Source organism: Brachybacterium sp., from assembly GCF_052095815.1.
Classification (GTDB): domain Bacteria; phylum Actinomycetota; class Actinomycetes; order Actinomycetales; family Dermabacteraceae; genus Brachybacterium.
Genome location: NZ_JBQDLF010000042.1, coordinates 1 through 19,828, shown reverse-complemented (window position 1 = coordinate 19,828; position 19,828 = coordinate 1). Strand labels below are relative to the sequence as shown.

General features: G+C 70.0%; 14 protein-coding genes and 1 pseudogene. 8 read left to right on the top strand and 7 right to left on the bottom strand.

Annotated features, from left to right (window positions below):
• Window positions 1–6: 6 nt before the first annotated feature.
• Genes ACTH43_RS14650 through ACTH43_RS14630 form a run of 5 tightly spaced genes read left to right on the top strand, consistent with a single transcriptional unit; the run spans window position 7 to window position 6,767 of the window.
• Window positions 7–1,080: a copper transporter gene (locus ACTH43_RS14650; RefSeq protein WP_441445631.1), complete on the top strand. Its 1,074-nt coding sequence runs from the start codon at window positions 7–9 to the stop codon at window positions 1,078–1,080.
• Window positions 1,077–1,931 (top strand): hypothetical protein, encoded by an 855-nt coding sequence (locus ACTH43_RS14645; RefSeq protein WP_441445630.1) that lies wholly within the window; start codon window positions 1,077–1,079, stop codon window positions 1,929–1,931. The genes ACTH43_RS14650 and ACTH43_RS14645 overlap by 4 nt, the downstream gene beginning before the upstream one ends.
• Complete coding sequence (murJ, locus tag ACTH43_RS14640; protein WP_441445629.1) at window positions 1,928–3,712, top strand: murein biosynthesis integral membrane protein MurJ; 1,785 nt, start codon at window positions 1,928–1,930, stop codon at window positions 3,710–3,712. The genes ACTH43_RS14645 and murJ overlap by 4 nt, the downstream gene beginning before the upstream one ends.
• Entirely contained in the window at window positions 3,709–4,926 is a 1,218-nt protein-coding gene (locus ACTH43_RS14635; RefSeq protein WP_441445628.1) for a glycosyltransferase, read from the top strand. Before murJ ends, ACTH43_RS14635 begins: the two co-directional genes overlap by 4 nt.
• Window positions 4,927–4,937: 11 nt before the next feature.
• The gene (locus ACTH43_RS14630) at window positions 4,938–6,767 is read left to right on the top strand and encodes a CTP synthase (RefSeq protein WP_441445627.1); all 1,830 of its coding nucleotides are present in this window, start codon (window positions 4,938–4,940) and stop codon (window positions 6,765–6,767) included.
• Between the two features lie 67 nt (window positions 6,768–6,834).
• Here the strand turns inward: ACTH43_RS14630 and ACTH43_RS14625 are convergent.
• Window positions 6,835–6,963 (bottom strand): annotated as a pseudogene (locus tag ACTH43_RS14625) (pentapeptide repeat-containing protein); the annotation flags it as partial.
• Here ACTH43_RS14625 and ACTH43_RS14620 point away from each other — a divergent pair.
• Entirely contained in the window at window positions 6,925–7,548 is a 624-nt protein-coding gene (locus ACTH43_RS14620) for an NUDIX domain-containing protein (RefSeq protein ID WP_441445646.1), read from the top strand. The pseudogene ACTH43_RS14625 and the gene ACTH43_RS14620 sit on opposite strands and share 39 nt — an antisense overlap.
• Before the next feature lie 58 nt (window positions 7,549–7,606).
• Here ACTH43_RS14620 and ACTH43_RS14615 read toward each other — a convergent pair whose 3' ends face one another.
• From ACTH43_RS14615 to msrB, 3 genes are all read right to left on the bottom strand, one after another.
• On the bottom strand, window positions 7,607–8,755 hold the full coding sequence (locus ACTH43_RS14615; RefSeq protein WP_441445645.1) for an HRDC domain-containing protein: 1,149 nt from the start codon (window positions 8,753–8,755) through the stop codon (window positions 7,607–7,609).
• Window positions 8,756–8,802: 47 nt separating this feature from the next.
• On the bottom strand, window positions 8,803–9,474 hold the full coding sequence (locus tag ACTH43_RS14610; protein ID WP_441445626.1) for a DUF3000 family protein: 672 nt from the start codon (window positions 9,472–9,474) through the stop codon (window positions 8,803–8,805).
• Window positions 9,475–9,563: 89 nt separating this feature from the next.
• Window positions 9,564–10,016, bottom strand: a complete 453-nt coding sequence (gene msrB / locus ACTH43_RS14605) for a peptide-methionine (R)-S-oxide reductase MsrB (protein ID WP_441445625.1) — start codon at window positions 10,014–10,016, stop codon at window positions 9,564–9,566.
• A 123-nt stretch (window positions 10,017–10,139) separates the two neighbouring features.
• Between msrB and ACTH43_RS14600 the strand changes: the two genes are divergently transcribed.
• Together ACTH43_RS14600 and zapE are read left to right on the top strand one after the other, a co-directional pair.
• Window positions 10,140–11,495, top strand: a complete 1,356-nt coding sequence (locus ACTH43_RS14600) for an alpha/beta hydrolase family protein (RefSeq protein ID WP_441445624.1) — start codon at window positions 10,140–10,142, stop codon at window positions 11,493–11,495.
• Between the two features lie 226 nt (window positions 11,496–11,721).
• A complete protein-coding gene (gene zapE, locus ACTH43_RS14595) occupies window positions 11,722–12,825 on the top strand; it encodes a cell division protein ZapE (protein WP_441445623.1) in 1,104 nt (367 codons plus the stop codon).
• A 69-nt stretch (window positions 12,826–12,894) separates the two neighbouring features.
• Here zapE and treZ read toward each other — a convergent pair whose 3' ends face one another.
• The 3 genes from treZ to glgX all read right to left on the bottom strand — a co-directional run bounded on the left by treZ (window position 12,895) and on the right by glgX (window position 19,522).
• Window positions 12,895–14,688, bottom strand: a complete 1,794-nt coding sequence (gene treZ, locus ACTH43_RS14590; protein WP_441445622.1) for a malto-oligosyltrehalose trehalohydrolase — start codon at window positions 14,686–14,688, stop codon at window positions 12,895–12,897.
• Window positions 14,685–17,267, bottom strand: a complete 2,583-nt coding sequence (gene treY / locus ACTH43_RS14585) for a malto-oligosyltrehalose synthase (protein ID WP_441445621.1) — start codon at window positions 17,265–17,267, stop codon at window positions 14,685–14,687. Before treY ends, treZ begins: the two co-directional genes overlap by 4 nt.
• Before the next feature lie 68 nt (window positions 17,268–17,335).
• A complete protein-coding gene (gene glgX / locus ACTH43_RS14580) occupies window positions 17,336–19,522 on the bottom strand; it encodes a glycogen debranching protein GlgX (protein WP_441445620.1) in 2,187 nt (728 codons plus the stop codon).
• Window positions 19,523–19,828: the final 306 nt, after the last annotated feature.

The following is a 19,828-nucleotide window of genomic DNA, read 5'->3' as shown; positions in this document are numbered from 1 at the left end:
GACCCCGTGATCGATTTTCGTTACCACCTCGTCTCCCTGATCTCCGTGTTCCTGGCACTGGCGGTCGGCATCGTGCTCGGCGCCGGCCCGCTGCGTGAGAACCTCGGCGACCAGCTCGCCGGCCAGGTCGAGCAGCTGCGCACCGAGCAGGAGCAGCTGCGCGGCGACACCGAGGAGCTCTCCGCGAAGCATGACCAGCTGGCGACCTTCATCACCGAGCTGGGTCCGGAGCTGGTCGCCGGCACCCTCGACGGGAAGCAGGTGGCTCTGTTGGCCGACGACAGCTCCACCCGCCCGGGCACCGAGCGCATCGTGACTCTGCTGGAGGACGCCGGGGTCGGGTCCACCGTCCAGATCAACCTGCTCCCCGCCCTCTGGGCCCCCGATGCGGAGCAGACCCGTGCGCAGGCGCTGGAGACGGTCCGCTCGATCGCCCCGGCGGTGCTGCCCGAGGACCCCGAGGGGGAGCTGACCGACAGTGCTCTGCTCTCGGCCATGATTCCCAGGCTGCTGCACTCAGATGCCGAAGGCGGGCTCACCCCCGAGCTGCGCACCCAGCTGTGGCAGGTGCTGATCGATCATGACCTGGTCTCGATCGATGGTGAGGCGCCCGTGGCGGTCGATGCTGTGATCTATGCCAGCGCCGCCCCCGAGGAGCTCGCCGATGCGAAGGAGGATGAGCAGGTCGCGACCGAACGTGCGCAGGGCCTGCTCGCCTCCCAGACCAACCTGCTCGGAGAGCTCGCCCGCACCGGTCTTCCCGCAGTGGTCTCCGCGGCCACCCCCGGGAACGATGCCTCCACCGGCGTCCTGCGCACAGTGCGCGGGGACGCCAGCTTCGATGCCCTCTCGACCACTGATCGGCTCCAGGAAGCTGACGGCCCGCTGCTGTCGGTGCTCGCCCTGATCGAGCAGTCGCGCGGTGGCAGCGGGGCGTACGGCACCACCGGTGACGCCGAGAACCGGCTGCCCGCGCTTCCGGAGACTCAGGGCCTCGAGGAGCAGGCTGCTGACCAGCAGGGCGATGGCGGAACTGCAGAGACTGGCACGCAGCCCTCCGATGGCGGGGGAGAGGGATGATCGGCGCGCTGCGTGAGGAGCTGCGACGCACGAACTTCGCCGGCCGTGAGGTGAGCCTGGCCGAGGGTGCACTGGTGATCGGCGGGGTGGTCGCGCTGTCCCTGCGCACCGGTCGCCCCGCAGATCCATGCGTCCTGGCCGGCATCGGCACTCTGGGCCTGGTCGATGACCTGCTCGAGCCTCGTCAGCGTCGCGCGGGACGACCCGTCTCCAAGGGTCTGCGGGGTCATCTCGGCGCGCTGCTGGAGGGCCACCTGACCACGGGCGCCGCCAAGGCGCTCGGGATCCCGCTGCTCTCCTTGGCGGGCGTCCTCTCCGCCCCCTCTCCCCGCGGAGCGGGAATGGTCCTGGCCGATGCCGCGCTGGTCTCCGGTTGCGCGAACCTCGCGAACCTCCTGGATCTGCGTCCCGGGCGGGCGCTGAAGGCCGTGCTGCCTCCGGCTGCTCTGCTGCTGCTCGTCCCGGCGGGCACCGACCGTGCTCGCACCGGCGAGCAGCTCGCGCTGGCCGCTGCGCTGCCCGGGCTGCTGGCGCTGCCGGCCGACCTCCGAGAGCGCGGGATGCTCGGAGACGCCGGTGCCAACGTGCTCGGCGCCGCCGTGGGAAGCGCTGCGACCAGGCTGCTGCCCGCCCCAGCCCGGATCTCTCTGCTGGCCGCGGTGGTGGCGCTGACGCTCGCCAGTGAGAAGGTCAGCTTCAGCGCCGTGATCGACTCCACCGCACCGCTCCGCCGGCTGGACCGGCTGGGGCGGCTGCCGGTCTCCGCTGAACGCTCGGCTGAGCGGCCGGCTGAGGGCACGTCTGAGGGCTCGGCTGCCGACCCGGACCCGGCGGCTGAGGAGGAACGATGAACTCGACCCCTGGGCGTCCCACGCCGTCCCGGCCCACCGCTGAGATGAGCAGTCGTCGAGGCGGGATCACCCGATCGGTGCTGCGCGGTGCGGGCGTGATCCTGCTGGTGACCGTCTTCGCACGGATCGCGGGCTTCGTCCGCTACCTGGTGTTCGGGGCGAGCGTCGGCGCGGGGGACGTGGGCACCGCCTACACCACGGCGAACATGCTCCCCAACGTCCTGTTCGAGGTCGTCGCCGGCGGCGTCCTCGCCGCAGTGGTGGTGCCCTTGATCGCGGGACTGGTCCCGGAGGGGGACCCGAAGGATCTCGTCGGCGCCGAGGAGAGCGTGGACCCGAGACAGGTCGGGGAGCTTCGCGCCGAAGGGCGGGGGCGCTCCGCCCGCGAAGGCGCCGCGCTCGTCGACCGCATCGTCTCGAGCCTGCTCACCTGGACGCTGCTGGGAACCGGGCTGATGGCCGCGCTGGTGATCGCCTTCGCTGCCCCGCTGGCCCAGCTGCTGCTGGCCGCTGAGACGCCGGGCACCGCCGGTGTACCGCTCGGAGCGACTCTGCTGCGGATCTTCGCACTGCAGCTGCCGCTGTACGGGCTGTCCGTGGTGCTCGCCGCCTATCTGCAGGCCCGCAAGCGGTTCCTCTGGCCCGCGATGATGCCGCTGCTGTCTTCGATCATCGTGATGATCTCCTACCGGGTCTACGCCCATCTGGTGCCTCCCGTGGCGACCACCACGACCATCGACCCCTCGGCCGTGTGGTGGCTCGGGTGGGGCACCACCGCAGGCGTCGCCATGATGGCGCTGCCCGTGGTGGTCGTCGCGCTCCGGACGGGCCTGCGGCTGCGCCCGACGCTGCGGATGCCGGCCGGCTTCGGGCGGCGTGCGCTGGCCCTGGGCGGTGCCGGACTCGGGGCCGTCGGGGCGCAGCAGCTGGTGCTCGCGCTGGTGATGGTGCTCGCGATGCGAGCTGGCGGGGTGGGGACCCTGCCGGTCTTCCAGTACGCCCAGGCCCTCTATCTCCTTCCCTACGCCATTCTCGTGGTGCCCCTGGTCACTTCGGTGTTTCCGCATCTGTCGGAGCTGCGTCTGGTGGGGGACCGTTCCGGCTTCGCCAAGGTCGCCGCCGCTTCCGTGCGCACCGTGATGGCGGTCTCCGTGATCGGTGCCGCGATGCTGCTGGCCGCTGGGCCCGCGCTCGAGCAGTTCTTCCGCCAGATCGACAGGGCCGGGGCCACCGGGGTCGGCTCCACCACCGCGGGGCTCTCGCTGGGCCTGGTGGGCTTCGCCGTCTCCATCCAGTGCACCCGCATCCTCGCCGCGGCCCTGCGGGCCCGGGATGCGCTGCTGGTCGGCTCGGTCGGCTGGATGATCGCCGGCGCGGTGATCCTGATCATCGTGCTGCCCAGTCCTGAGCGCTCCGCGGCAGAGGCCTCGACCGCCTTCGGGCTCTCCATGGCTGTGGGGATGGCGCTGGCCGGGCTGGTGGGACTGGCACGGATCGCGGACGTCCTCGAGCACGGGGGACACCTCATTGCGGTGCGACGCACCGCGCTGATGGTCCCGGTCGCGCTGCTGGGCGGTGGGATCCCCGGGCTGCTGCTGGGCAGGCAGCTCGTGACCACCGACATGGGGGAGGTGGGCGCTGTGCTGGTCGGAATCGCCTGCGGTCTGATCGCCGGTCTGATCGCGGCTGCGGCGATGGCCGCGGCGGATCCGGAGCTGACCCGGAGGGCGCTGCGCCGCCTGCGGGGCGGACGTTTCGGCGCGGCGAGGTCAGCATCGTGACGATCCTGCTGGTGCGACCCACGGCGAGCGGCGGTCTGGCGGCGCATGTCGATCAGGAGCTGGCTCTGCTGGAGGCAGCCGGACGTGACGTCCGCGAGGCGCCGGTGCGGATCCGAGAACGTCCTGATCTGCTCGAAGATCTGCGCACCGTGAGGACGCTGCGGCAGATCCTGAGCAGCGCCACGCTCGCGATCCCCGCGACGACCACGACGACCGCCCAACCAGCTCAGCGCGCCCAGCCGGCCCAGCCGGCCGAATCCGCCGAGTCCGCCGAGTCCACCGAGTCCGCCGGGTCCCCGCGGTTCGCGCCGTCAGCGGTGACTGTCCATGCCCACGGGCTGCGAGCCGGGGCCCTGGCCGCGGTGGCGATGTGGGGCTTGAGCCGTCATCACCTGGTGGTCACGCTGCATAACCGCACCGTCGGCTCGTTGCCCACCCGTGTCGTCGGCGCGCTTCTGCTACGCCTGCTCGCCCGTCGGGCGAACACGGTGCTCGCCGTCTCTCCCGACCTCGCCGAGACCGCACGGAAGGCGGGGGCCGGCGACGTGCACCACGCGATCATCCCCGCGCCATCGCCGACCGACGCCGCGACCGGGGCCACCGACGCAGTGCTGGTGCCCATGGGCACCGACGCAGTGCCGGTGCCAGCGACTGCCGCTGCCGTACCGAGCGAGGCCCGGGGCGGGAGCCACCTGGAGATCCTCGTGATCGCCCGCCTGGCACCGCAGAAGGGGCTGCACGACCTGCTCGACGCCGCCGCGCTGCTGCGGGACGGCGCACCGGTGCGGATCCGAGTCGCCGGAGATGGTCCGCTCGCGCAGGAGCTGGACGCGCGGATCCACGCCGAACGGCTCCCGGTCGAGCTGCTCGGGCGGCGTGATGATGTCCCCGCTCTGCTGGCGGCCTGCGACCTGCTGGTCTCCGCGGCGCATTGGGAGGGGCAGCCGGTCTCGCTCCAGGAAGCCTTGAGAGCAGGCCGGGCGATCGTGGCGACGGATGCCGGTGGTACCCGCTGGGTCACCGCAGACGCCGCCCATCTGGTCCCGGTCGGTGATCCCGCAGCACTCGCCGCTGCGATCACCACGATGCAGGATCCTGCGCTGCGCAGCACCGCGGAGGAGTCTGCCCGCCGCCGGGCGCTCGAGCTCCCCACGGCCGAGGATCTGCTCGTCCAGCTCGACGAGGTGCTCGCGCCTGGCCCTCGCCACTGGTAGATTGGGGGTCCGTGGTAGATAACAGCGCGAGCGCCCCCCAGACCGGCACCAGCCCCCTTCAACGACTTGGGGCGGCCGCAGCGGCCAAGCCCTTCAGGAACCACGGCACTACCAAGCACATCTTCGTCACCGGCGGCGTCGTCTCGAGCCTCGGCAAGGGGCTGACCGCCTCGTCTCTCGGGATGCTGCTGAGCAGTCGCGGACTGCGGGTGACGATGCAGAAGCTCGATCCGTACCTCAACGTGGATCCGGGCACCATGAACCCGTTCCAGCACGGAGAGGTGTTCGTCACCGAGGACGGCGCCGAGACCGATCTGGACATCGGGCACTACGAGCGGTTCCTCGATGAGAACCTCACCGCGAACTCCAACATCACCACCGGCCAGGTCTACTCCACCGTGATCGCGAAGGAGCGCCGAGGCGAGTACCTCGGCGACACGGTCCAGGTGATCCCGCACATCACCGATGCGATCAAGGCGTCGATGCGCTCCCAGGCCGGGGACGACATCGATGTGATCATCACCGAGATCGGCGGGACCGTCGGCGACATCGAGTCCCAGCCGTTCCTCGAGGCGGCACGTCAGGTGCGCCAGGACGTGGGCCGGGACAATGTGTTCTTCGTGCACGTCTCCCTGGTGCCTTTCATCGGTCCGTCCAAGGAGCTGAAGACCAAGCCCACCCAGCACTCCGTGGCGGCACTGCGCTCGATCGGCATCCAACCCGATGCGATCGTGCTGCGCAGCGACCGTGAGCTGCCCGCCTCGGTGAAGGCGAAGATCTCCTCGATGTGCGATGTGGACCTCGACGCAGTGGTCACCTGCGCGGATGCCTCCTCGATCTATGAGATCCCGCGGGTGCTGCACGGGGAGGGATTGGACGCCTACGCCATCCGTCGCCTCGACCTGCTCAGCCATGACGTCGACTGGGCGCAGTGGGAGGAGCTGCTGCAGCGGGTCCATCACCCCGACTACGAGGTCAGCGTCGCCCTGGTCGGCAAGTACGTCGACCTGCCGGACGCCTATCTCTCGGTCACCGAGGCGCTGCGAGCCGGGGGCTTCCACCACCGCGCGAAAGTGAACCTGCGCTGGATCGAGTCCGATCTCTGCACCAGCCCCGAGGGGGCGGCGGAACAGCTCAAGGGGGTCGACGCGATCGTGGTGCCCGGCGGGTTCGGGGTGCGAGGGGTCGACGGGAAGATCGGTGCCCTCCGCCACGCGCGCACCCGTGGCATCCCTGCGCTGGGGCTGTGCTTGGGAATGCAGTCGATGGTCATCGAGTACGCCCGCAGCGAGCTCGCTCTGGCAGATGCCCACTCCACCGAGTTCGATCCGGACACCGCCCATTCGGTGATCGCCACCATGGCCGAACAGGCCGCCATCGTCTCCGGTCAGGGTGACCTGGGCGGGACGATGCGCCTGGGCTCCTATGAGCACACGCTGGTGGAGGGTTCACTCGCAGCCCGGACCTATGGCACCACCACGGTCTCCGAGCGTCACCGTCACCGCTACGAGGTCGGCAACGCGTACCGCGAATCGCTCGAGCAGGCAGGGCTGCGGATCTCGGGGACCTCGCAGCTCGAGGATGGCCACAGCCTGGTCGAGTTCGTCGAGCTCGACCCGGAGGTTCACCCCTTCTACATCGGCACTCAGGCGCACCCCGAGCTCAAGTCCCGCCCCACCCGCGCCCATCCACTGTTCGCGGGGCTGATCGGCGCAGCGGTTGAGCTGCAGAAGGCGACCCGGCTGCTGGAGGTCCCCTCGGAACCTGCCGATGCCGCACAGGACCTCGACGGCACGACGCCGAAGGACGACACGATGACGAAGGAGCGAGCAGATGACTGACCAGAACCGCGGCTCCGCGGAGAGCAGCACCGCCGAGAGCCGCACCGCCGAGAGCCGCACCGCTGAGAGCCGCACCGCTGAGAGCCGCACCGCTGAGAACCGCACCGCTGAGCACCGCACCGCTGAGAACCGCGCCGAGAGCGGCACCGAGGCGCCTCTGCGGGATCTGCCCGACCGCCGCCCGGTCGCCGCTCATCGCCTTCTGCATGAAGGCATGGTGTGGGATCTGGTGCGGGACACCGTGGACTTCGCTGAGGGAGTGCGCTTCGACCGCGAGTACGTCTGGCACACCGGAGCGGTGGCGGTGCTCGCCGTCGACGATCAGGACCGGGTGCTGATGATCCGGCAGTACCGCCATCCAGTGGGCCACAGCCTCTGGGAGATCCCGGCTGGCCTGCTCGATCTCGACGGCGAGGCACCGCACATCGCCGCGGCGCGGGAGCTCGCCGAGGAGACCGGATATGAGCCCGGGCAGATGCAGACCCTGGTGGATCTGCGTCCCAGCCCGGGAGGCAACGACGAGGTGATCCGCGTGTACCTCGCCTCCGGCGTGCGAGTGAGCTCCGCGGAGTTCGAACGCACCCATGAGGAGGCGGAGCTGATCTCCCGCTGGGTGCCGCTGTCCGAGGCGGTGACCGCGGTGCTCGAGGGCCGCATCACGAACGGGACCACGGTCTCCGCTCTGCTGGCGCTGCAGGTGCTGCGCAGCGCTGGATCCGAGCGCGCGACGCAGCTGCGAGCTGCCGACGCGCCGTTCATGGAGCGTCCAGGGAGGGACTGAACCGGCGCGGTCTGAACCGGCATGATTCGAACTGGTGCGGTCTCAGTCCAGCTTGCTGTCAGTCCTGCTCGGTGAGTGACCGGTGGATCACCGGAGCGGCCTGCTCGACCTGCCACGGCCGGGCGCCGAGTGCGGTCAGCTGCTCGGCGATCTCGGTCTCCTCCGGGGCCTGCTCGTGCTCCCACACCCAGTGGCGCAGCAGCGCGGGCTGGAGCAGGTTCTCCGGCGGCATCTCGAGATCCTCCGCCCGTTCACCGACGGCGGTGCGCACCAGCTGGTAGCGCTCGGCGACCTCGGGGTACTTCTTGGACCACAGCTTGTGCGGCGGGGGATAGGAGCGTTCGCTGCGCTCGGGCAGATGAGCCGGAGGCAGTTCGATCCCGGTGCGTGCGGCCTGCCACCAGGTGTCCTTGCGGCGGAGCTTAGCGGGCAGCGCACGGTCGAAGGCCTCCCGGCCTCGGGGTGCCTCCTTCGCGGCGGCGACGATGTCCCGATCCTTGATCACCCGGTGTGGGGAGAGGTCCTCGGCGCTCGCGATCTGATCGCGACGGTTCCACATCTCGCGGGCCGCCGCGAGCTGTCGGGTGCTGCGCAGGCCCCCCAGGCCGTGCAGCCCCCGCCAGCTGGAGGACCGGGTGGGTCCGTGCTCGCGGGTGCGCTCGTGCTCGAACTCCTGGCGCGCCCAGTCCTCCTTGCCCGCCGCGCGCAGCCGCTCGACCAGGACCTCACGGACCTCCACGAGCACCTCCACATCGAGGGCCGCGTAGCTGAGCCATCCCTCGGGCAGCGGGCGCCGCGACCAATCAGCGGCGGAGTGCTCCTTGGCCAGATGCAGTCCCAGGGTGTCCTCGACGACTGCGCCGAGACCCACCCGCTCCATCCCCAGCAGCCGCGCGGCCAGCTCGGTGTCGAAGAGCGCTGCCGGGTGCAGGCCGAGCTCGGCGAGGCTCGGAAGGTCCTGGCCCGCCGCATGCAGCACCCATTCCCGACCCGCCAGCAGCTTGATCAGGGTGCCCGGCATCGGGAATGCCAGGGGATCGATGAGCGCGGTGCCGGCCGCTTCGGTGCGCAGCTGGACCAGATAGGCCCGAGAGCTGTAGCGGTAGCTCGAGGCACGCTCGGCATCGACCGAGACCGGCTCCTCGGGAGCGGTGGCGGCGGCCTCGCACCAGGCCAGCAGCGGCTGGATCCGATCGATGACGGGCATGAGACCGTCGCGGGGCGCCTTGAGGTTTTTGAGCTGGGGCGAGTCCGTCACCGGGCGTCTCCCGCTTCCTCGGGGCGCGGTGCCCTCGCGCGATGGGTGGGGGCGATCGGGGCGATGCGCGGCGGTGCCGGGGGCAGACCGCCGGCCGCAGCAAGCATCGCGGTCCAGGCAGCGAAATGGGGCACCAGATCGATGGCCGGCAGTTCTCCCTGCCCGGCGTCCTGTTGTGCACTGGGGCTGTCCGAGGGTACGAGCGGCTCGGGCGTCCAGGACACCCGCATCTCGACGTCCACCGTGGACGCGCGCGAGGCGAGCGCCCCGTAGGACTGGGAGACCACCCGGGTGGCGGTGCAGCCCAGCTCCCGGGCCTCGGCCTCATGGAGCTCGAGGGACTCGGTGACCCAGGACCAGGCCACGTCGCCGAGCATCGACTCGATCGCGAACTCGGGTTCGAGCTGCGCCTGGACCAGCGCGACCATCCGGTATGTGCCGTCCCAGGACTCCTGCCCCTCCGGATCGTGCAGGATCACCAGGCGACCGGAGGCGAGCTCATCGTCATGCACGAGGATCTCGCCGGTGCAGGCCCACGTCGACGGTGCCATCCGCGACGGGGCGGGGATGGTGCGCCAGCTGAACTCTGCGGGCTGAGGAGCGTTGGTCATGGCGTCGATGGCGGCACGGAAGGTGTCATCGCTGGAGCGGATTCGATGGACGGACACGCAGGGAGGCTATCCGCGGCGTGACCTCGAGTCCGGCAGGCGCGCCGAGCTCTCCCCGCTCTGCGGGATCAGCTCGTCGTGCTGCGCGATCAGGCGGGGTCGGCGGCGCTCGCGCTCGCGTCGTCGCTATGGACCAGACTGATCGAGTTGATGCAGTACCGCTGGTCCGTCGGCGTCGCGAAGCCCTCTCCCTCGAAGACGTGACCCAGGTGGGAACCGCAGCCGGCGCAGCGCACTTCGATGCGCCGCATCCCCAGGGAGACATCCTCGAGCAGCTCCACGGCGTCGGAGTCCGTGGGGGCGTAGAAAGCTGGCCAGCCGCAGTGGGCGTCGAACTGGGTGGTGGCGGTGAACAGCTCAGCGCCGCACCCCTTGCAGGCATAGGTGCCCGCTGAGCGGACCTCCTCGTAGTCACCGGTGCCGGGGCGTTCGGTGCCGCCCTGTCGGAGGACCTGGTACTCACCAGGGGAGAGGCGCTCGCGCCACTCCAGATCGCTGACGGTGATCGGGTACGGACGGGTGCCGATGGGTTCGGTGGACATCTGAGAGCCTCCGATTCTGCGACGCCCGAGGGTGTCGCTCATACGAGCTGGCGATCGCTCGTGAGGGGATGGTGAACGAGGCGTTCACAGTCTCGATCCTAGCCCCCCGATAGGATGCGCGGTATGACGCGCGACCTCTACCGGACCCGCCGGACCACCGGCTCGCTGGGCCGTTTCCTGCCCCGCCCGCATCGTCCTGACCAGGCACGCTGGCCCGAGGTGGCCGTCTACGGCGCCGTCGGAGCGGCCTCGATGTTCGCGCTCAGCGGAGGCCTGCTCACCGTGGGGGCACGGGTCATGGCCAGACTGCCGCTGGTGCCGCGCGAGACCCTGCGCGGCCGCCGGGACGTGGCGATCCGCGCGGTCCACCCGGATCGAGTTCATCTGGACGACACCAAGGTCACCCGTCGCGGTGGGGTGCTCGCACTCCGCCAGGGCGGTGGCGCCGTCCACGTCCGGCTGGGGCCGGTCGACGGGCGGCCGACGCCCACCACCGTCTCGCGGCCCCGATGGGGCGATGACACGGCGGAGCCGCTCGAGGTGGACCGCGCCGCGAGCAACGGCTTCTACTGGGCCGGGACCCCGCAGACCGCTCACGGCCTGCCCACCGAGGAGGTCCAGATCGACTCGCCGGTGGGGCACATGCCCGCCTGGCAGGTGCGGCCCGATGCTGACCACGGCTCCGCCAGCGGCAATGAGGACACCTGGGCGATCCTCATCCACGGGCACGGCTCCGCGCGCGGTGAGGCGCTGCGCGTGATCCCGTTGCTGCACAGGCTGGGCCTGACAAGCCTGGCGATCACCTATCGCAATGACGTCGGCGCACCTCCCTCCGCTGACCGCATGCACCATCTCGGAGCCGCTGAGTGGGAGGACACCGAGTCCGCGATCGACTACGCGGTGGCGCAGGGGGCACGTCGGATCGTGCTGGTGGGATGGTCGATGGGCGGTGGGATCGCGCTGCGCACCTCCGTCCGCTCTGCGCATCGGGACCGCATCATCGCGCTGGTGCTGGACTCCCCGGCCGTGGACTGGCAGGACATCTTGTTCCATCACGCGACCTCCCTCAAAGCTCCCACTCCGATGCGACAGCTCGCCCTGTGGATGATGACCTCGCAGATCGGTGCCCGGATGGTGCGCCTGCATGAGCCGCTCGCGCTGCATGAGATGACGCCTCCGTACTACGCCGAGCGCCTCATCCATCCCACCCTGCTGTTCCATGCCCTGGATGACGAGACGGTCCCGCCCGAGCCCAGCAGGCAGCTTGCTGCGCTGCGGCCCGACCTCATCGAATTCGTCCCCTTCGAGGGCGCCTCTCACACCCGGGAGTGGAACCGCGACCCGGCCCGCTATGAACGGCTGCTCGCGGACTACCTGGTGCGCGAGCTGGGACTCGAGGAGTCCGTGGGCAGGGTCGAGGTGCCGGTGCGAGACCCCGCCTCTCCTGCTCTCGAGGGATCGATCGGCCTCCGACTCTGAACCGTCGCTGGCGGTCGTGAGGCCTGCGCCAGCACTGCCGCACCGGGGCCAGGCGGCGATGTGCGCCGCCGGGTGGCGGTCGGGGCGGTCAGGGAGGTCAGCGGCGGTCAGCGGCGGTCGGTGGCGACGAGTGGGGCTGCGCGGCGATGTGGTCTCGCTCATCCACCAGCGGCACCCGAGGCGGAGAACCGGCGAGCGCGGGATCCCGCCGCCTACACTGACCGGCGTGACCGATGCACTGAGCGACCGCCGGCCCGCACCCTCCCTCGAGCGCCTGCTCGCAGATCTGGTGCCGCCGCCGCGCTTCGCCCAGGCGCGGTTGGATAACTACGTCCCGGACCCCGCGTATCCCTCCCAGGAGGAGGCCAAGCAGCGCATCACCGCCTTCGCCGCTGCGCTCGGGCAGCCGCGCGGCGGCTTCCTGGCCCGCCTGCGCCGGAAGCCGGAGCCCGCGCTCGGCATCTACCTCGACGGCGGCTTCGGGGTCGGCAAGACCCACCTGCTCACCAGCTTGTTCCATGCGGTCGACGGCGCGCGCGTCTACGGCACCTTCGTGGAGTACACCGATCTGGTGGGGGCGCTCGGGTTCCAGAAGGCGGTCGACCTGCTGGGCGAGTCGCAGCTGGTGTGCATCGACGAGTTCGAGCTCGACGATCCCGGCGACACCCTGCTGATGACCCGTCTGATCCGCGAGCTCTCCGACCGGGGCGTCGCGATCGTCGCCACCTCGAACACCCTGCCCGATGCGCTCGGCGAGGGACGTTTCGCCGCCCAGGACTTCCTGCGGGAGATCCAGGCCATGGCTCAGCGGTTCCAGGTGCTGCGGATCGACGGCGAGGACTACCGGCGGCGTGACGGCGTCAGCGAGATCTGCACCCTTCCCGAGGCGGAGGTGGCTGAGCACGCCGGGTCCACCCCGGGGGCGACACTCGACAGCTTCGACCCGCTGCTGAAGCACCTGAGCACCGTGCACCCCTCCCGCTATGGCGCCCTGATCGATGAGGTCTCCTCAGTCCACCTCGTCGGCATGCATGGGCTCACCCGTCATCACGACGCCCTGCGCTTCGTGGTCCTGGTGGACCGGCTCTACGACAGGGAGGTGCCCACCCTCGTAGCCCTCGCACCGGGCAACAACGGCGAGCGCGAAGAGGAGCGAGAAGGGGAGCGCGACGGCGACGATGCGCCCCCCGTGCTCGGTGACCTCTTCTCCGAGGAGCTGCTGCGCAGCGGCTACCGCAAGAAGTACCTGCGATCCCTCTCGCGGCTCGCCTCACTCGCGAACGACGGTGCGGGGCTGCTGCGCACGGGCGGGGTCGACGCAGTCTCTTGACCCGCTCAGGCGGCGCCGACGGAGTTTCTTGACCCGCTCAGGCAGTGCCGACGCCGTCTCCTGGCCCCCCTAGACAGCCGGTAGGGGACGCAGCACCGCTGCTCCGGGGCCGGGCATCGAGAGCGTGCCGTCCGGTGCTCGATCGATCCCGCCGAAGGAGGCGAGCACCTCGGCCGCGCGGAGACCTCCAGCCAGCGGACCCGGTCCTCGATGGGCCAGTACGGCTAGATCCCCGCGCTGCAGCAGCACGGTCTCCTCGGCGAGCACCTTGACCCTGGTGCGTCGGAGGTCCGGATCATGGAAGTCCGCCTGCTCCCGGCGCAGGGCGATCAACGTGCGATACCACTGCAGCATCTGGGCATGGCTGCCCTGCTCCCGCTCGCTCCAAAGTAGCATCGAGGACTCGAAGGTCGTTCGCGACTGCGGATCGGGGACCTGCTCGGCCCAGCCCATGGCGGCGAACTCCGCGACCCGCCCGGCGCTCACCAGCGGGCCCAGCTCGTCGTCATGGTCGGTGAAGAAGGCGAACGGCGTCGAGGCCGCCCACTCCTCGCCCTGGAACAGCATCGGGGTACCCGGGCCCAGCAGGATCAGGGCGATCGCCGCGGCCTGCTGCGCGAGGTCGATGCCATGGTGGATGCGGTCTCCGCTCGCGCGATTGCCCACCTGGTCGTGATTCTGCAGGAAGGTCACGAAGGAGTGCGCGTCGTAGTCGGCGGACGCCGGATCCACGGCAGCTCCCCACACCGTGTCGCGGAACGTGGAGAAAGTGCCCGCATGCAGGAAGACCCGCTGCAGCACGGCGGCGAGCGCCTCGGCGCTCCCGAAGTCTCCGTAATAGCCTGCCCGCTCGCCCGTGATCCAGGCGTGGACGCCATGGTGGACATCGTCGGCCCATTGCATGTCCATGCCGAGGCCGCCGGCGCGGGTGGGGGAGACCGTGGCCGGGTCGTTGCGGTCAGATTCTGCGATCAGGGTCAGCTCGCGGCCGGTCTCGTCCTCCCAGGTGGAGACCGCCTCGGCGAGCTCGGCCAGGAAGTGCTGCGGGGAATCGTCCTGCAGCTCGTGGACGGCGTCCAGGCGCAGCCCGTCCAGGCCCACGTCCACCAGCCACTGACGGACGCTGCCCAGCAGGAAGTCGCGCACCTGGCGGGAGCCCGGCTGATCGAGGTTGACCGCCTCGCCCCACGGGGTCTCGTGCTGGTCGGTGAAGTAGGGCCCGAACATGCCCAGGTAGTTCCCGGAGGGGCCCAGATGGTTGTGCACCACATCGAGCAGCACGGCGAGCCCGCGGGAATGCGCGGCCTCGACGAAGCGGGCCAGCCCGGCGTGCCCGCCATAGGCGGCATGGACCGCGTACAGGCCCACCCCGTCATAGCCCCAGCCGCGATCTCCGGGGAAGGTCGCCACCGGCAGCAGCTCGATCGCGTCGACCCCCAGCTCGACCAGTGCGTCGAGCCGCTCGATGGCGGAGTCGAAGTTGCCTCCGCGCCCGTCGGGCCCGGGGGCGAAGGTGCCGACGTGGAGCTCGTAGAGCACCCGCCCGCGCAGGCTCCTGCCCCGCCATGGGGTCGCGGTGCGCAGGGACCGAGGATCGAGGACCTCGCTCTCGCCGTGCACGCCGTCCGGCTGCGACAGGGACCTCGGATCGGGCAGCCATAGCTCGCCCTGATCGAGCCGGTAGGCATAGCGGGCTCCCGGCACGGCGGGCACGTCGGGCAGGCGGAACCAGCCCTCTGCGCTCGCGCTCATCGGGTGCACGACGCCGTCGATCCGCACCTCCACGGTGCGGACGGCCGGGGCCCACAGCTCGAAGCGGTCATAGCGGCGGGGGCCGGGAGGGCTCGCAGCACCGGTGGTCATCGGGACTCCTCCATCCCCGCGCTGCGCACCAGCAGCGCGACGGGCCAGGCGTCGAGCAGCTCGCCGAGGCTCACCTGACCGCCGTCGAACTCGGCGCCGCTGAGCGCATCCCGCCAGCGTCCGGAAGGCAGCGCGATCCAGCCGTCTCCCCAGCCTCCACGCTGGGCGAGCCCAAGGGCGAGGCGAGTGACGACCGTGACGACCTCAACGTCTCCCTCCGCGGCCGCCCGACCGAAGGCGACCGCATGTCCCGTGGTGGTGGGCAGCGGATGGTAGCTCGCGTCCCGTCCCTGGAAGAGCTCAGGGCGCGCTCTGCGCAGCACCAGCGCACGGTGGGTGAGCCAGAGCTTCTCGTCGGCGATCCCATCGGGTCCGGCACCCTCGATCATCCGGGCCAGCCGCTCCTCATGGAGTGCATGGTCCACGGGGCGCCGGTTATCCGGATCCACGAGGGAGAGATCGATCGATTCATTGCCCTGATACACATCCGGCACCCCGGGCATCGTCAGCTGCACCAGCTTCTGCCCGAGGATCGCGCTGCGCTGCGCGGCGGCAGTGCGGCGAGTCCAGTCGGTGAGGATCCGCTGCACGTCGGAGGACTCCAGCGCCGCGCGTCCCAGCGCCAGCACCTGCTGCTCGTAGTCCGCATCCTGCTCGGTCCAGGTGGTGAAGCTCTTCGCCTCCCGCATGGCCTTGAGCAGATATCCCTCGAGCCGCTCCGCGCTCAGCGCCGCGGCCGACGATCCGGGAAGCTCCCAGCATCCGGCGAGGGTCTGCCAGAGGAGCAGCTCGATCGCCCCGTCGACCCGGTCCCCGCGGTCCTCGGCGGTCGCACGGTCGAGATCCTGCACCACCAGCGCCCATTCCAGCGGCTGCTCGGTGAGCACCGCGAGCCGCGCCCGGACGTCCTCGCTGCGCTTGGTGTCATGCGTGGACAGAGTGGTCATCGCATCGGGGCGGGTGCGGACCATCGACTGCGCATGATCGTGCAGCTGGTCCGGTTCGACACCGATCCGGTCCGGGTCCGCGCCGACCTCGTTGACAGGCAGGAAGCGGGTGTAGCGGTAGAAGGCGGTGTCCTCGAGCCCCTTGGCGTGGACCGGGCCGCAGGTCTGTGCAAAGCGCACCACCACCTCGTCCCGCTCCGCGCTGCCCGTACGGCCCGCGCTGCCCACCTCGTCCCCGCAGACCAGCGCGAGCACCGTCTCCAGGGTGGTCACCACATCCTCGTCCTCACCGAGACGCTGGCGCGCGCGGGCCGCCGCCTGCTCGAGGACCGCCCGCTCGGAGCCGGAGGCCGGCTCGCCGGGGACGATGTAAGCGCGGTAGCGGTCCATCGACCCCAGCAGCGCGACGATCACCTTCTGCAGGTTCCGACGGGTCGTGTCGCGCAGGCGGATGTCCTCCTGGCAGATGCGGTGGATCAGGGTGGTCAGCCGTTCAACCTCCGCCCACAGGCTGGTGGAGACGATCAGGTCCGTCGACTCCTCGGCGACCTCCTCGAAGGGGCGCAGGTCCCCGGTGCGTCGCTGCCACAGATGCGTCAGACCGATCGCCCCGTGCGGGTCATGGAAGAGCCCTCCCACTCGCCAGAGGGCGTCGTAGCCGGTGGTCCCCGCACAGGGGAAATCACCGGGCAGCTGCTCCTCGCCCTCGAGGATCTTCTCCACCACGGTCCAGGCGCCACCGGTGGAGCTTTCGAGGTCCCGCAGGTAGCCGCGGGGATCGGACAGGCCGTCGGGATGATCGATGCGGTAGCCGTCGATGACCCCTTCGCCCTGCAGACGCAGCAGCGTCGCATGGGTCGCCTCGAACACGTGCGGCAGCTCCACCTGGAGCCCGGCGAGGGTGTCCACGTCGAAGAAGCGGCGGTAGTTCAGCTCCTCATCGGAGACCTTCCAATACGCCAGGCGGTACCACTGCCGTTCGAGCAGATCCGCCAGGCCCAGGTGCTCGGTGCCGGCGGCGACCGGGAGCACATGGTCGAAGTAGCGCACCACGGTCTCGACCGCGGTGGTGCCGTCGGCCTGAGGGATCTCCTCCGGGCCCACACTGATCTCCCCATCGGCCAGGACCGCACCGATGGTCCTGCCGAGGACGGGCACCAGGATGGACAGCTCAGACGAGGGGTCAAGATCGAACCAGTCGGCGAAGGGGGAGCGGGGCCCGTCCCGCAGCACCGACCACAGCGCACGGTTGTGCCAGATCGGGGTGGGGATCGCCATGTGGTTGGGCACCACGTCGACGATCAGTCCCATCCCGTGGGCGTGCGCGGCGTCGGCAAGTCGGCGCAGCGCCCCCTCTCCGCCGATCTCCTCGCCGATCCGGGAATGGTCGACCACGTCATAGCCATGGGTGGACCCGGGAGCCGCCTGCAGCACGGGGGAGCAGAACAGGTGCCCCACGCCGAGCCGGGCGAGATACGGGACCACGGCTACGGCATCGTCGGCGGTGAAGCCCTCGTGCAGCTGCAGACGGTACGTGGAGGTCGGCACGGGCCGGATGGCGCGCAGGGCACCGGTGGTGGTCGCGGTTTCAGCCCCCCTCGCGGCGGGACGGTGGCTGGAATCGGTGCTCACGGGTCGATGCTCTCCTTCATCACGGCCCGGGCCAAGGTCGCTGCCCCGGGGCAGGGGGGGAATCGGTCTCAGGCGCGGATGGGGCGGATCTCTCCCTGCTCCCCGCGGACCTCCCGCGGGGCGGCGGCATCCTCACCCTGCTCCGTCAGCGGCGGACGCAGCAGGACGAGCAGAGAATGGCTGGGCCGACTGATCGTCTGCCCGGCGTCGAGCACGTCCCCGACGTCGATCGTGCCGCCGGTGCCCAGCTCGACCTTCCACTGCGCGCCGTGTTCGGCCGAGGGAAGGGTGAAGTCGACAGGATTTCCGGAGGCATTGAACATCACCAGCGCCGAATCGTCGATGATGCGCTCGCCGCGCAGATTCGGCTCGGGGATCGCGGAGCCGTTGAGGAACATGGTCAGGCACTTGTTGTGGGGATCCTGCCAGTCCGCATCGGTCATCAGCGTTCCGTCGGTGCCGATCCAGACCACGTCCGCGAGCGGGGAGTCAGCGTCGTCGCGCACCACTCCCTTCAAGAAGCGGCGGCGCCGGAAGATCGGATGCTCCTTCCGCAGCGTGATCATCTGCTGGGTGAACCAGAGCATCTCCATCTCGAACTGGTTCAGCTCCCAGTCCATCCACGACAGCTCGTTGTCCTGGCAGTAGGTGTTGTTGTTGCCGTTCTGGGTGCGGCCCATCTCGTCGCCGTGCAGGATCATCGGCACGCCCTGGCTCAGCAGCAGCGTGGCCATCAGGTTCTTGGTGCGGCGCAGGCGCAGTTCCCGTACCTCCGGGTCCTCGCTCGGGCCCTCGACTCCGGAGTTCCAGGAGCGGTTGTGGCTCTCGCCGTCCTTCCCGTCCTCTCCGTTGGCCTCGTTGTGCCGGTCGTTGTAGGAGACCAGGTCCCGCATGGTGAAGCCGTCGTGGGCGGTCACGAAGTTGATCGAGGCGATCGGGGTGCGCCCGGTGTGCTGGTAGAGGTCTGAGCTGCCGGCCAGGCGTGAGGTGAAGTCACCGATCGTGTCCGGCTCTGAGCGGTGGAAGTCCCGCACCGTGTCGCGGTACTTGCCGTTCCACTCCGACCACAGGGGCGGGAACCCGCCCACCTGATAGCCACCCTCACCGAGGTCCCAGGGCTCGGCGATGAGCTTCACCTGGGAGATCACCGGATCCTGCTGGATGATGTCGAAGAAGGCCGAGAGGCGGTCCACCTCGTGCAGCTCACGGGCCAGGGTCGAGGCGAGATCGAAGCGGAAACCGTCCACATGCATCTCGGTGACCCAGTAGCGCAGCGAGTCCATGATCAGCTGGAGCACGTGCGGGGTGCGCATGAGCAGGGAGTTCCCGGTGCCGGTGGTGTCGTAGTAGTGGGCCTTGTCCTCGTCGACCAGGCGGTAGTAGGCGGCGTTGTCGATGCCGCGGAAGCACAGGGTCGGGCCCATCTGGTTGCCCTCGGCGGTGTGGTTGTAGACCACGTCGAGGATCACCTCGATGTCCGCCTCGTGCAGGTTCTTGACCATCTGCTTGAACTCCTGGACCTGCTGGCCCAGCTGTCCGGCGTGCGCGTACTCGTTGTGCGGGGCGAAGAAGCCGATGGTGTTGTAGCCCCAGTAGTTGCGCATGCCCTTCTCGACCAGGTGGCCGTCCTGCACGAACTGATGGACCGGCATCAGCTCCACCGCGGTGACGCCCAGCTCTTTGAGGTGATCGATGATCGCCGGGTGCCCCATCGCGACATAGCTGCCCCGGATGTCCTCATCGATGTCGGGATGGAGCATCGTCAAGCCCTTGATGTGAGCCTCGTAGATGACGGTGTCGTGGTACTCATGGGCCGGTGGATGGTCGTTGCCCCAGTCGAAGAAGGGGGAGACGACCACCGAGTGCATGGTGTGCGCGGCGGAGTCCTCGGTGTTGCGAGCTTCGTGGTCCTCGAAGTCGTAGCTGTAGAGCGAGGGATGGTTGCTCGCCATCCCGGCGATCGCCTTCGCATAGGGATCCAGCAGGAGCTTCGAGGGGTCGCAGCGATGCCCTGCGGCGGGATCGTAAGGGCCGTGCACCCGGAAGCCGTAGCGCTGGCCGGGCTGGACCGACGGCAGGTAGACGTGCCATACGTAGGCGTCGACCTCGGTGATCTCGACCCGGCGCTCGGCACCGTCGTCGCCGATCAGGCATAGCTCGACGCGCTCCGCCACCTCTGAGAAGAGGGCGAAGTTGGTGCCCGACCCATCGAAGGTGGCACCCAGGGGGTAGGACTGTCCGGGCCAGATCTGCATGACCTCAGAGTAGACGGCTTATTCCTGGATGCGTCCCGGACCCGGGGCACTCACTCAGGACATCACATCGCCGGCCCGATGTGATGCGCGAGCACCTCGGTTCCGAGATGCTCGCGCTGCTCGGTTCCAGCGTTCGCAGCAGGCGCAGTGTTCGCGGGGCCGCTCAGCTCGCCGATGGCGGCCCCGAGTACGGGAAGCGTCCCGGGCGAGGCACGACGAAGGCCCCCTCGACGTTCCGAGGGGGCCTTCCGTGGTGGGCGATACTGGGATCGAACCAGTGACCTCTTCCGTGTCAGGGAAGCGCGC

Coding starts and splice junctions, on each gene's coding strand:
- ACTH43_RS14615 (WP_441445645.1), bottom strand. CDS start 8,755: ATGCCCGTCATCGATCGGATCCAGCCGCTGCTGGCCTGGTGCGAGGCC.
- ACTH43_RS14645 (WP_441445630.1), top strand. CDS start 1,077: ATGATCGGCGCGCTGCGTGAGGAGCTGCGACGCACGAACTTCGCCGGC.
- ACTH43_RS14600 (WP_441445624.1), top strand. CDS start 10,140: ATGACGCGCGACCTCTACCGGACCCGCCGGACCACCGGCTCGCTGGGC.
- glgX (WP_441445620.1), bottom strand. CDS start 19,522: ATGCAGATCTGGCCCGGACAGTCCTACCCCCTGGGTGCCACCTTCGAT.
- treZ (WP_441445622.1), bottom strand. CDS start 14,688: ATGACCACCGGTGCTGCGAGCCCTCCCGGCCCCCGCCGCTATGACCGC.
- murJ (WP_441445629.1), top strand. CDS start 1,928: ATGAACTCGACCCCTGGGCGTCCCACGCCGTCCCGGCCCACCGCTGAG.
- msrB (WP_441445625.1), bottom strand. CDS start 10,016: ATGTCCACCGAACCCATCGGCACCCGTCCGTACCCGATCACCGTCAGC.